This window comes from Actinomadura sp. 1N219, assembly GCF_044326405.1.
Lineage (GTDB): Bacteria > Actinomycetota > Actinomycetes > Streptosporangiales > Streptosporangiaceae > Spirillospora.
Window position 1 is genome coordinate 309,560 of record NZ_JBIRAY010000012.1, and the last position, 12,562, is coordinate 322,121.

The window sequence follows — 12,562 nt, forward strand, 5'->3', positions numbered from 1 at the left end:
CGCGGGGGCACGATTGCTCACTCTCCGATTCGGCTCGGCGATGAGCAGACACTGTAGCCCGTGGAGGACACAAGAAAGTCACGCAATTCGGAGCGAATCCACTCAAGCCGCCAGTCCGCGATAATCTCCGGGCACACCTGGTCGGCCAGCGGTGGTCAGAGTCGCTCCCCTGGCCCACACGTCCCGACCCTAAGCCCTGCGCACGGAACTCCCCGCAGGTTAAGGAGAGCCCATGCGGAAATCTCTGCGTCTGCCGGCGCTGCTCAGCGCCGTCGCCCTCGCCGTCGCGGTCGCGGGCTGCAGCGACTCCGGCGAATCCTCCTCCGGCGGCAAGGGCGGCCTGGAGATGGACACCATGACGGTGGCGGCGCTCCCGCTGGCGGACAACGTGGCGGTCTACCTCGCGCAGAAGGAAGGGCTCTTCGAGGACGAGGGCCTCAAGGTCCAGATCAAGCAGGTGCAGCAGAGCACGCAGGCCATCCCCGCGCTGGAGAAGGGCGACGTCAACGCGATCGCGGGCGCCAACTACGTGTCCTTCCTGCAGGCCAACGACAAGGGCACGGTCAAGCTGAGCGTCCTGGCCGAGAGCGCCTCGCTGACCTCGCACTTCATGGACGTCCTCGTCCTGCCCGACTCCCCGGTCAAGACCCCGAACGACCTGGAGGGCAAGAAGGTCGCGGTCAACATCCTGAACAACGTCCAGTCGCTGACGCTGAACGCGATCCTCGCGGCCAACAACGTCAACGCCGCCAAGGTCGACTACGTCCAGGTGCCGTTCGGGCAGATGGCGGCGGCGCTGGAGCGGGGGCAGGTCGACGCGATCCACGCCGTCGAGCCCTTCACGACCGACATCCAGAAGAAGCTCGGGGCCCGGGTGGCCGTCGACGGCGGCGCCGAGCCCGTGACGAACCTGCCGATCTCCGGCTTCGTCACCACGCAGGACTTCACGAAGAAGAACCCGAAGACGGCCGCGGCGTTCCAGCGCGCGATCTTCGCCGCCCAGCAGCTGGCGAGCACCGACCGCCAGCCCGTCGAGAAGATCCTGCCCAGCTACACCAAGATCGACTCGAGGGTCGCCGCGGTGATCACGCTGCCCGGCTACCCCAGCACGCTGACCACCAACCGCATGCAGCGCGTCGTGGACCTCATGACCGTGGCCGGTCTCCTCAAGCAGAAGCCCGACCTGAAGACGGTCCTCTTCCAGGCCCGCCCCGCGTCCTGACGCCGGTGGCGCGGGCACCGCATGGCTGACCGGCGGACGACGCGGCCCCGCGGCCTCTCCCGTCCGGGACGGTGGGCGCGGGGGGCCGCCGGCGTCGCGGTCCTGTTCCTGGCGAGCGAGATCCTCGGCAGGGCCGGCATCGTCGACCGCTCCTACCTGCCGCCCGCGTCCAGCATCACCGCCCGCGCCGTCGAACTGGCCGGCGACCAGGAGTTCCTGTTCAACGTGCGCGTCACGCTCACCGCGTGGGCGCTCGGCCTGGCGATCGCCGTCGCGATCGCGGTGCCGCTCGGGCTGCTGCTCGGCAGCGTCCCCGCGGTGAACACCGCCGTCCGGGCCATCGTGGAGTTCCTGCGGCCGATCCCGTCCGTCGCGCTGATCCCGCTGGCCGGGCTGCTGCTCGGCTCCGGCCTCGCGATGGAGGTGCCGCTCATCGTGTACGCCTCCACCTGGCCCATCCTCTTCAACACCATGTACGGGCTGCGCGACGCCGACCCCACGGCCAAGGAGACGCTGCGCGCGTTCGGCTTCGGCCGGGCGCAGGTCCTGCTGCGGGTCTCGCTGCCCAGCGCCGCGCCGTTCATCGCGACCGGCGTGCGGCTGGCCGCGTCCGTCGCCCTCATCCTGGCCGTCGGCACCGAGATCCTCTCCGGGTTCGGCGACGGCCTCGGCATGTTCATCGCCCAGGCCGGGACCGTCCCGGACGGGACGCGCGACGTCCTCGCCGGCACCGTGTGGGCGGGCTGCATCGGGCTGGTCATCGACACCGTCCTGGTGCAGACCGAGAACCGCGCGTTCCGGTGGCACCGGGCGCAGCGGAGCGGCGCGTCGTGACGACCGCCGCCCGCGCCCGCGTCCGCCCGGCCCGCCGGAACCTGGCCGGACGGCTGGCCGGCGGGCTGCTGCACCGCTGGCTCCCGCCGGCGGTCCTCATCGCGGGCTGGGAGGCGGCGACGCGCGCCGCGGAGAGCCCGTTCTTCCCGCCGCCGTCTGACATCGTCGCGCGGATGCGGGACCTCTGGTTCTCCGGCCCCGCCAGCAGGCTGTTCTTCAGCGCGGAGGCGGGCGACTCCATCGCGCCGAGCCTCGCCCGGATGGGCTTCGCGCTGCTGCTGTCGGCCGTGGCGGGCGTCGTCCTCGGCATCGCGCTCGGACGCTCGGAGCGGGCGCTGGCCTACCTGGAGCCGCTGCTGCAGTTCGCGCGCGTGATCCCGCCGCCGACGATGGTGCCGGTCTTCGTCGTGCTGCTCGACCTCGGCACGCAGATGCAGGTCACGTCGATCGTGTTCGGCGCCGTCTGGCCCATCCTGCTCAACACGGCGGACGGGGTGCGCAGCGTGGACGCGACCCAGATGGACACGGCGAACGCGTTCCGGCTCTCGGCCGCCGAGCGGATCCGGTTCGTCATCGTCCCGTCCGCGCTGCCGAAGATCTTCGCGGGGCTGCGGCTGGCGCTGTCCCTGTCGCTGATCCTGATGGTCTTCTCCGAGCTGCTCCCCGGCACGTCCGACGGGCTCGGATTCCAGCTGACCTTCGCGCAGAGCGCGTCCGACGTGCCCACGATCTGGGCGGTGATCGTCCTGCTCGGCGTCCTCGGCTACCTGTTCAACACGATTCTGCTCGCGGTGGAGCGCCGGGTCCTCTCCTGGCACCGCGGATCGAGCAATTCCCAATAACCGCACATGAACCCGGCAAGTCGCTCAGATTGTCGATGCATTGCGCTACGCTCCCGGCTCATTGAAAATCATTTTGACGGGCTTCCCCCCGAATGGTTGGAGCACTGCTCATGACTGCTTCCCACCGACGCCGCCTGGCCGCCGCCGGCGCGGTCGCCGTCGCGGTCGCCCTCGCCGCGGCCGCCTGCGGCGGCTCCGAGGACGGCGGCTCCGCGGGCGGCCTGGAGAAGTCCGAGATCATGCTCGGCACGATGACCATCGCCGACAGCGCGCCCGTCCAGCTCGCCCTTTCCAAGGGCCTGTTCAAGGCCGAGGGACTGACGGTCAAGACGCAGGTCATCCAGGGCGGGGCGGCCGGAATCCCGCTGCTGCGCAGCGGCCGGCTGGACATCAGCTTCGGCAATTACGTCTCGCTGTTCACCGCCGGGGTCAAGGACCCCCGCTTCAAACCGAAGATCATCGCCGAGGGCTTCAACGGCGCGGCCAAGACCCACACCGTGATGGTGCGCGGGGACTCCCCGTACCGGACGATCAAGGACCTGGCCGGGAAGAAGATCGCCGTCAACACCAAGCGCAACATCAGCACCCTGCTGGTGCGCTCCGCCGCCAAGGCCCAGGGCGTCGACTTCGACGACGACAAGAGCTTCGTCGAGGTGCCCCCGCCCGCCATGGAGCACGCGCTGAAGTCCAAGAGCGTCGACGCCGTCATGGCCATCGAGCCGTTCGGCACCCAGATGGAGCAGTCGATGGGCGCCCGCATGGTCGCCGACCTGTCTAGCGGCCCGACCGCGAAGCTGCCGATCGCCGGGTACGCCGCCACCGAGAAGTTCGTGGACAAGAACCCGAAGACGGTCGCGGCGTTCCAGCGCGCGCTGGTGAAGGCGCAGGGCATGTGCGCCGACCGGAAGGTCGTCCAGGACGTCCTGCCGACCTACGCCAAGGGGATCGACGCGAAGGTCGCCTCCAGCATGAGCTTCGGCGAGTACCCGACCACGCTGGACGCCGCCCACCTGCAGCGCGTGTCCGACCTGATGCAGCAGTTCGGGTACGTGGACAAGCCCATCGACGTCAAGAACTTCGTCGCGACGACTCCATGAGATACCGCCGCATCGCTCTCGGCGCCGCCGGCGTCGCAGGGGTGGTGGCCGTCATGGAGGCCGTGAGCCGGGCCGGGCTCGTCGACGACGCAGCCCTGCCCCCGGCGTCGACCGTCCTCTGGGAGGCCGTGAAGCTCGCCGCCGACGGCGAGTTCCTCGTGGACGTCGGCGCGACGCTCCGGGCGTGGTTCGGCGGGCTCGCGCTGGCGGTGCTCGTCGCGGTCCCGCTGGGCGTGCTGCTCGGCTCGGTCCCGTTTCTGGGCACCGCCGCCCGCGCGCTCGTGGAACTGCTGCGGCCGATCCCGTCCGTCGCGCTGATCCCGCTCGCGATCATCCTGTTCGCCGAGCCCACGCGGATGAAGATGTCGCTGATCTTCTACGCCTGCCTGTGGCCGATCCTGATCAACACCCTGTACGCGCTCCGCGACGTCGACCCGCTGGCCAAGGACAGCCTGCGCAGCTTCGGCTTCGGGACGCCGTCGGTGCTGTGGTTCGTCTCGCTGCCGAGCGCGGCTCCGTTCATCGCGACGGGCGTCCGGATCGCCGCGTCCGTCGCGCTCGTCGTGGTGATCAGCACCGAGCTGTACGCGGGCGGGGTCGACGGCGTGGGCATCTATCTCAGCGAGACCCAGACGGCGGGCGGACGGACGGACCTGCTGCTGGCGGGGGCCGTCTGGAGCGGAGTTCTCGGGCTGCTCGTCGCCACCGGGCTCCGCGGGCTGGAACGGGTCGCGTTCCGCTGGCACGCCGCCAGGGTGGAGGGCCTCGCATGAGCGGAGCGAACCGGGGGGTGTGGGGGGTCGTCCCCCCACAGAAGAAGGGCATGAGGTCGCTGCGGGGGTTCGCGGGGCGGGCGTGGCTCGTCGCGGCGGTCGTCGTGGTGTGGGAGCTCGTCACCCGCGCGGTGAACGACGTCTACTACCCGCCGCCGACGACGATCGCGTCCTCGCTGCACGAGTTGTGGTTCTCCGGGCCCGCGTCGCACGCGTTCCTCACCGGCCAGGCCGTCGACGACTTCTCCACCAGCCTCGCGCACCTGTTCATCGGCTGGGCCGCCGCGGGCGTCGTCGGGGTGGCGGCGGGCACGGTGACCGGACGGTCGCGTGTCCTGTACGACCTGCTGAACCCGGTCCTGGAGTTCCTGCGCGCGGTGCCGCCGCCGACCCTCGTGCCGTTCTTCATCATCGTGTTCCACCTCGGCGCGACCATGCAGGTGGTGACGATCGCGTTCGGCGTGGTGTGGCCCGTGCTGCTCAACACGTGCGACGGCGTCCGCGCCGTCGACAACCTGCAGCTGGAGACCGCCCGCGTGTTCGGCGTCGGACGGTTCCGCCGCCTCGTGGTCGTCATCCTCCCGGCGGCGGCGCCGAAGATCTTCGCGGGGCTGCGGGTGGCGCTGTCGTTCGCGCTGATCCTCATGGTCATCTCCGAGATGTTCGGCAGCACCGCCGGGATCGGGTCGCGGCTGGTCGGCGCGCAGCGCGCGTTCGAGGCGAACCCGATGTGGGCCGCGATCGTCATGCTGGGCGTCCTCGGCCTGCTGTTCAACACGCTCTTCATGGTCCTGGAGCGCCGCCTGCTGGCCTGGCACGCGGGCGCGCAGCGGCTCCCGAACTGACGAGATGACGTCCATAGAGAAAAGGCGTCCTAGAGAGAAGGCAGGGCCATGCTCCAGATAACCGGCCTGACGCACTCCTACGCCGGCGACCACGGCGTCCTCGGCGGGATCGACCTCACCGTCCCCGACGGCCAGCTGGTCAGCATCGTCGGCCCGTCCGGCTGCGGGAAGTCCACGCTGCTGCGCTGCATCGCCGGGCTGATCCGCCCGACCGGCGGGACGCTCGCCCTGGACGGCGCGCCGATCGACGGCGTCCCCGACGACCTCGCCGTCGTGTTCCAGGACTACAGCCGGTCGCTGTTCCCGTGGCTGACCGTCCGCGACAACGTGGCGCTGCCGCTGCGCAGGCGCGGGAAGTCGCGTCCGGAGCGGCGGGCGGCGGCGCAGGAGGCGCTGGAGTCGGTCGGCCTCCCGGACGCGGGCCGCAAGTACCCGTGGCAGCTGTCGGGCGGCATGCAGCAGCGCGTGTCGATCGCGCGGGCGCTGGCGTACCGGCCGTCGCTGATGCTGATGGACGAGCCGTTCGGTTCCGTGGACGCGCAAACACGCGAGGACCTGGAAGACCTCCTCCTGCAAGTGCACCGGACGCAGAAGATGACGATCCTGCTGGTCACCCACGACATCGACGAGAGCGTCTACGTCGGGGACCGGGTCGTCGTGCTGAACCGCTCGCCCGCCCGGATCCACGCCGACCTGGAGGTCGGGCTGCCCGCGTCCCGCGACCAGATCGAGACGCGGGGGCTGCCGGAGTTCGTCCGGCTGCGGGCGGAGGTCGGGCGGCTCGTCCGCGGCGGCGCGAAGGGGACCGACGTCGTGACCGAGAAATAGGGGGAGGGCGATCCGTGCGCGTACTCATCGTGGGGGCGGGGATCGGCGGGCTGACCTGCGCGCTGAGCCTGCACGAGGCCGGTGTGGAGACCCTCGTCGTCGACGCGTCCGCCCGGCTGCGGCCGCTCGGCGTCGGGATCAACCTGCTGCCGCACGCCGTGCGGGAGCTGACCGAGCTGGGGCTCGGTGGGGAGCTGGCCGAGCACGGCGTCCCGACCGGCGAGATGGTGCACTTCGACCGGTTCGGCGGACGGATCTGGGGCGAGCCGCGGGGCCGCGCGCTCGGCTACGACTGGCCGCAGTACTCGATCCACCGCGGCGACCTGCAGATGATGCTGCTGGACGCCGTCCTGGCGCGGCTCGGGAAGGACGCCGTCCGCACCGGCACGCTCGTCGAGGGCTTCGAGCAGGACGGGACGCGGGTGCGAGCGCGGCTGCTCGACCGGGCGTCCGGCACCGCCGATACCGCCGCGGCGGACGTGCTGATCGGCGCGGACGGGCTGCACTCCGCCGTCCGCGCGCAGCTGAACCCGGACGAGCCGCCGCCGCTGTGGAACGGCATCAGGATGTGGCGCGGCGTCACCGAGGGCGACCCGTTCCTGACCGGGCGGACGCTGGCCGTCGCGGGCAGCAACACCGCGGCCAAGATGGTCGTCTACCCGATCTCGATGCGGGCGGAGCGCCGGGGGCGGGCCCTGCTGAACTGGGTCGCGGAGGTGAACCTCCCCGCCGACCGGCTCGACACCACCGCCGACTGGAACCGCAGGGGGCGGCTGGAGGACGTCCTCCCCCACTTCGCCGGCTGGACGTTCGACTGGCTGGACGTCCCGGCGATGCTGTCGCGGTCGGCGGAGATCCTGGAGTACCCGATGGTCGACCGGGATCCGCTCGACCGCTGGACGTCCGGCCGGGTGACGCTGCTCGGCGACGCCGCCCACCCGATGTACCCGATCGGCTCCAACGGGGGGTCGCAGGCCGTGCTGGACGCGCGCGTCCTGGCGCACGAGCTGGCCCGCGCCGCCGACCCGGCCGAGGGGCTGCTCGGCTACGAGCGGGCGCGCCGCGAGACGGCCAACGCCATCGTGCTGGCCTGCCGAGACATGCCCGCCGACCGGATCCTGCACGCCGTGAGCGAGCGCGCCCCGCACGGCTTCGACGCCATCGAGGACGTCCTGACCGCCGAGGAGCTGGAGACCATCACGGGCGCCTACCGGCGGACGTCCTTCGACGACGTCGAGGCGCTCAACACGCGCCCGTCCTACTCGGTGACCAGGGGCTGAGTCAGGTCGTGACCGCCGCGAGGCGGGCGTCGACGGCGCGGGCGGCGCGGTCGTAGAGGGACGGGTCGTCGTGCAGGAGGGCGTAGGTGGCTCCGGTGCGGCAGAGGGCGTCCAGCTCGAACGCGAGCTGGGCGACGTCGGCGGACGCGTCGATCTCGCCGGAATCGCGGGCCTCGCGGATGCAGCGCTCGAAGAAGTCGCGCCAGTCGCGCTGCGAGGACGCGATCGCGTCGCGGACGCGGCCGGGCCTGGCGTCGAACTCGGCCATCGTCGAGTCGAAGAAGCAGCCGCCGGGGAACACGGGTTCGCGCTGGTAGCGGCGCCACGCGTCCAGGAGCGCGCGGAGGCGGCCGAGCCCCCGGGGGACGGCGAGGGCGGGCTGGATCACGTGCTCGCGGAACACCTCGACGGCCCGGCGGACGGTCGCGAGCTGCAACTCCTCCTTGGACCCGAAGTGCGTGAACACGCCGCTCTTACTGATCCGCAGCTCGGTGGCGAGGCGGCCGATCGACAGCCCCTCCAGGCCCTCCGCCGAGGCGATGTCGGCGGCGCGGTCGAGGATCGTCCTGCGTGTCTGCTCGCCCTTGAGGAGCCGTCCGTCGGTGCTCACGCGCCTAATCTGCACGACCGTTCGTACAAAGTCAATGCCGCCACCCCCTTGACGGGAGGGGGCCCTCTCGGCAGAAGATTGCACGACCGTTCGTTTACTTTTCAGGAGGGCACCCCATGTCCGTTGAGACCGCCGCGGCGCCCGACGCCGCGCCCCGCGCACGGCGGGACGTGCCCTGGCTGGCCGCCGGGGCGACGTTCCTGGCCATGCTCGACGCCACCGTCGCCAACCTGGCAGTCCCCGACCTGCACGCCGACTTCCCGAGCGCCTCGCTGTCCGGGCTGACCTGGGTCATCACCCTGTACGCGGTGCTGTTCGCGGCGCTGCTCGCCCCCGCCGGGCGGCTCGCCGACCTGGTCGGGCGGCGGTCGCTGTACCTGTGGGGCGTCGGGCTGTTCACGCTGGCGTCGCTGGCCTGCGCGCTCGCGCCGAACGTGCCCGTCCTGCTGGCGACGCGCGCGTTCCAGGGCGCCGCCGCGGCCGCGATGATCCCCGCGTCGCTGGCGCTGCTGCTGCGCGACACGCCGCCCGAGCGGCGCGCGGGCGCCATCGGGCTGTGGAGCGCCGCGGGCGCGTTCGCCGCCGCGATCGGCCCCAGCCTCGGCGGGGTGCTGGTCGACCAGTTCGGCTGGCGGTCGCTGTTCGTCATCAACGTGCCCGTCGGCGTGGCGCTGCTGCTGGCCGGGCTGCGCCTCCCCCGCGCCGAGGCGGGCATGGGACGCCTGCCCGACCTGATCGGGACGGTCCTGCTCGGCGGCGGCGTCGGCGCGGTCGCGCTCGGCGTCACCCAGACCCAGGACTGGGCCTGGACGGACGCCCGCACCCTCGCCCTGATGCTCGGCGGCGCCGCCCTGGTGGCGCTGGCGCTGTGGCGGTCCGCGCGGCACCCGGTGCCCGCGCTGGAGATCTCGCTGTGGCGCAGCCGCCAGTTCGCCGTCGCCAACGCCGCCTCGTTCCTGTACGGGACGGCCCTGTACACGTGGCTGCTGGTCGGCGTGCTCTACCTCACCTCGCAGTGGGACTACTCGATCCTGAAGGCGGGCTTCGCGTCGACGCCGGGCGCGCTCACCGCCACCGCGGCGGCGATCCTCATGGGACGCCTCACCGGCCGCATCGGCGTCCGCCCGGCGGTGACCGGAGGCTCGCTGATCATGGTCGTGTGCGGGCTCTGGGCGGTGCTCTCGATGCCGTCCGACCCGCACTTCACGACGTTCTGGCTCCCGATCGGCCTGCTGGTCGGCACCGGCATGGGGATGGTCACGACCGGCACCTCGTCCGCCGCCGCGCTGGCCGTGAACCCGCTGCGGTTCGCCGGGGCCACCGGCCTCAACACGACCGCGCGGCAGCTCGGCGGCGCGTTCGGCATCGCCGTCCTCGCCGCGCTGCTGCCCGCCGGGGCGGTGCACGGCGACTACACCGACGTCTACCTGTTCTGCACGTTCGCCGCGGGCGGCGCGGGCCTCGCGGGGCTGCTGCTGACCGTCCGGCGGACCGCGTCCTGAGGGGAGAGAAGATGACCGAGACGACCCTTTCCGAGCTGACGGACCCCGCCGTCCTGCCGGCCGCCGAGGCCGCCGCGCTGCTGGCCGGCACGTCCTGGACGAGGATGGTGACGATCGGCGACAGCGTGGCCGAAGGCGTCCGCGAGCCCGTGCCCGGCTACCGCGACCTGTCGTGGGCCGACCGGGTCGAGGAGGCCCTCGGCGCGGTAACGCCCGGCTTCACCGCGCTCAACCTGGGCCGCCGCGACCTCGTCGCCGCGCAGGTCGCGGCGGAGCAGCTCCAGCCCGCGCTGGCGTTCGGCCCCGACCTCGCGTTCGTGGCGGCCGGCGGCAACGACATGCTCCGCCCGCACTTCGACGAGGACGAGGTGCGTCGGGAGCTGACCTCGATCGTGTCCGCGCTCCGGTCGGCCGGGGCGGACGTCGTCACGATCGGCCTCCTCGACATCACCGTCGCAGGGCTCGGCCCCTCTCGCTACCGGGAGGTCATGTCGGCCCGGACGCGGCGGCTGAACGAGCTGGCGGCGGAGGTCGCGGCCAAGCACGGCGCCTGCCACGCCGCCAACCCGTACGACCATCCGGCCGCCGCCGACCCCGGCATCTACAGCGGCGACCGGCTGCATCTCAACGCCCGGGGGCACGCCTTCGCCGCCGCGAACACCGTCCGCGCGATGGCGGCCTACTTCGCGTCGGCGTAGCGGTCCACCACCGCGATCTCCATCGGGAACACGACGGGCGTGTCGCCGAACAGCAGCCGCCGCGCCTCGTCCGCCGAGTCGTGGACGGCCGCGACGACGTCCCCGGCCAGCTCGGCGGGCGTGTGCACGATGACCTCGTCGTGCTGGAAGAACACCAGCCGGGCCTGGCCAAGGACGGTGAGGCGGCGGCGCAGCGAGCCGAGGAGGGCGAGCGCCCAGTCGGCGGCGGTCGCCTGGACGACGAAGTTGCGGGTGAACCGGCCGCGGCTTCGCAGCGCCTGCGCGGCCGCGCCGATCGGTGAAGTGTCGCCGTCTCCCGCCGACGTCAGCTCGCGCCACCCGGCGGACGGCGGCGGGCACGTCCGTCCGAGCCGCGACCGGACGAGCCGCCCGCTCTCCCCCGCCCGCGCCGCCGCCTCCACGTACTCGAACGCGTCGGGGAACCGGCTCTTCAGGACGCCGAGGAGCTGCACCGCCTCCCCCGTCCCGCCGCCGTACATCGCGGACAGCAGCGCGAGCTTCGCCTTGTCACGCGCGCTCATCCCTGCTCCCTGCGGGGAGCCGACCCCCCGCACCCCCCGGTTCGCTTCGCTCACCCCCCGGTGCGCTTCGCCCATCCCCTGGCCGCCCTCGTCGTGGAACACGTCAGAGAGGGCCGCGTAGAGGTCGCCGTGCGCGGCGGCGTCGGTGAACGCCCGGTCGCCCGCCAGGGCGGCGAGCACGCGCGGTTCGAGCTGGGCGGCGTCGGCGACGACCAGCGCCCAGCCGGGATCGGCGACCACGGCCTTCCGCAGGACGCGCGGGATCTGCAGCGCTCCCCCGCCGCTCGTCGCCCACCGCCCGGACACCACGCCGCCGACCACGTACTCGGGACGGAGCCGCCCGCCGCTCACCCACGTGTCGAGCCACGCCCATCCGTGCGCCGTGTGGAGGCGCGAAAGCTCCTTGTACTCCAGCAGCAGCGGCACCGCCGGATGGTCGAGCCGCTTGAGGACGTGCGCGCGCGTGGACGCGACCGGCAGCCCCGCCGACGCGAACGCCTTGAGGATCTGCGCCGGCGAGTCGGGGTTCACGTGCACCCGCGGACCGAAGGCCGCACTGATGCGGTCGGCGAGATCCTGCAGCTTGCGCGGCCGCAACCCACCGGACGGACGCGGCCCCAGCAGCTCGGTGAGCAACGCGTCGTGCTCGTCCGCCGACCAGGGCAGCCCGTCGTGCCCCATCTCCGCCGCCACAAGGGCACCCGCCGACTCCGCCGCCGCGAGCAGGGCGAACCCGTCCAGCCCGGCGATGGCACGCTGCTGCTCCGCGTGCACGGCGACGACCTGCTCGATGTCGTCGGCGGCCTCTTCCCGGTCATCGTCGAACAGCGAAGCCTGCGCCGACTCCTCCTGCGGCGTCCGGTCGGACGGAACCGGCTCACCGCGCAACCGCGCCCACGCCGCCCGCACGGACCGCGGCTCCCCATACCGTCCCGCATGCCCGAGCAGAAGGCTTTCGACCAGCTCAAGATCATGGCAGCGCCCCACCCGCACACCCGCCTCGATCAGCCGCGGATAAAGCCGCGCCGTGGACGCCCACACCCACCGCGGCCCGTCCACCCGCTCCCGCTCGGCGACGGCCGCCACCAGATCCGGCACCCGCTGGACGGCTCCCGCGGGCACCCCGTCCTCCCCAAGAACGCGCAGAACACCCCCACCCCGCCCGCCACCAGCCACCGCAATCCTCACGCCCCCATACTGACCCCACCCACTGACAGTGCTTATCTGGGGGACGACCCCCAGACCCCCGGCTGCGCGGCACGGGTCTCCTCGCTCTGGTCGCTGGCGCTCCCGCCGCTGCGGGGACGCGGCGCGCCGGGCATGCCCGCTGCGCTCGCAGGGCTCGCTCCGCGTGCCTGCCCGTAACCGGCGGCTGAGGCTCCAAACTGCGGGGGAACCCGGGCGAAACACACGAAACCCCTCTGCGACGGGTGAGCGCAGAGGGGTTTTTCGTGGGCTGCGGGAGCCAGGGCCGTAGCCCCCGGTGTGG

At 72.5% G+C, this 12,562-nt stretch carries 12 protein-coding genes; 10 read left to right on the plus strand and 2 right to left on the minus strand.

All coding sequences use genetic code 11. From position 1 onward, the window contains the following. Positions 1–232 precede the first annotated feature (232 nt). The 8 genes from ACH35V_RS32165 (at position 233) to ACH35V_RS32200 (ending at position 7,721) form a co-directional block, all read left to right on the plus strand. Complete coding sequence (locus ACH35V_RS32165; RefSeq protein WP_395978190.1) at positions 233–1,222, plus strand: ABC transporter substrate-binding protein; 990 nt, start codon at positions 233–235, stop codon at positions 1,220–1,222. A 21-nt stretch (positions 1,223–1,243) separates the two neighbouring features. Then, complete coding sequence (locus ACH35V_RS32170) at positions 1,244–2,056, plus strand: ABC transporter permease (RefSeq protein WP_395978192.1); 813 nt, start codon at positions 1,244–1,246, stop codon at positions 2,054–2,056. Beyond that, the gene (locus tag ACH35V_RS32175; protein WP_395978194.1) at positions 2,053–2,898 is read left to right on the plus strand and encodes an ABC transporter permease; all 846 of its coding nucleotides are present in this window, start codon (positions 2,053–2,055) and stop codon (positions 2,896–2,898) included. Before ACH35V_RS32170 ends, ACH35V_RS32175 begins: the two co-directional genes overlap by 4 nt. Positions 2,899–3,008: 110 nt before the next feature. Continuing rightward, positions 3,009–3,995: an ABC transporter substrate-binding protein gene (locus tag ACH35V_RS32180; RefSeq protein WP_395978196.1), complete on the plus strand. Its 987-nt coding sequence runs from the start codon at positions 3,009–3,011 to the stop codon at positions 3,993–3,995. Continuing rightward, complete coding sequence (locus ACH35V_RS32185; protein WP_395978198.1) at positions 3,992–4,768, plus strand: ABC transporter permease; 777 nt, start codon at positions 3,992–3,994, stop codon at positions 4,766–4,768. Before ACH35V_RS32180 ends, ACH35V_RS32185 begins: the two co-directional genes overlap by 4 nt. Continuing rightward, positions 4,765–5,613: an ABC transporter permease gene (locus tag ACH35V_RS32190; protein ID WP_395978200.1), complete on the plus strand. Its 849-nt coding sequence runs from the start codon at positions 4,765–4,767 to the stop codon at positions 5,611–5,613. Before ACH35V_RS32185 ends, ACH35V_RS32190 begins: the two co-directional genes overlap by 4 nt. 48 nt (positions 5,614–5,661) lie before the next feature. Beyond that, on the plus strand, positions 5,662–6,441 hold the full coding sequence (locus tag ACH35V_RS32195; RefSeq protein WP_395978202.1) for an ABC transporter ATP-binding protein: 780 nt from the start codon (positions 5,662–5,664) through the stop codon (positions 6,439–6,441). Between the two features lie 14 nt (positions 6,442–6,455). After that, entirely contained in the window at positions 6,456–7,721 is a 1,266-nt protein-coding gene (locus tag ACH35V_RS32200) for a flavin-dependent oxidoreductase (protein WP_395978204.1), read from the plus strand. Position 7,722: 1 nt separating this feature from the next. On the opposite strand, the gene ACH35V_RS32205 is transcribed toward ACH35V_RS32200, so the two are convergent. Then, on the minus strand, positions 7,723–8,331 hold the full coding sequence (locus ACH35V_RS32205; protein WP_395978206.1) for a TetR family transcriptional regulator C-terminal domain-containing protein: 609 nt from the start codon (positions 8,329–8,331) through the stop codon (positions 7,723–7,725). A 116-nt stretch (positions 8,332–8,447) separates the two neighbouring features. Here ACH35V_RS32205 and ACH35V_RS32210 point away from each other — a divergent pair, with 116 nt between their 5' ends. Both ACH35V_RS32210 and ACH35V_RS32215 read left to right on the plus strand, forming a co-directional pair. Then, positions 8,448–9,833, plus strand: a complete 1,386-nt coding sequence (locus ACH35V_RS32210; protein ID WP_395978208.1) for a DHA2 family efflux MFS transporter permease subunit — start codon at positions 8,448–8,450, stop codon at positions 9,831–9,833. Positions 9,834–9,844: 11 nt separating this feature from the next. Continuing rightward, positions 9,845–10,531, plus strand: a complete 687-nt coding sequence (locus ACH35V_RS32215; RefSeq protein ID WP_395978210.1) for an SGNH/GDSL hydrolase family protein — start codon at positions 9,845–9,847, stop codon at positions 10,529–10,531. Here the strand turns inward: ACH35V_RS32215 and ACH35V_RS32220 are convergent. Further along, positions 10,513–12,195: a bifunctional 3'-5' exonuclease/DNA polymerase gene (locus tag ACH35V_RS32220; protein WP_395978212.1), complete on the minus strand. Its 1,683-nt coding sequence runs from the start codon at positions 12,193–12,195 to the stop codon at positions 10,513–10,515. The two genes, ACH35V_RS32215 and ACH35V_RS32220, sit on opposite strands and share 19 nt — an antisense overlap. Positions 12,196–12,562 lie beyond the last annotated feature (367 nt).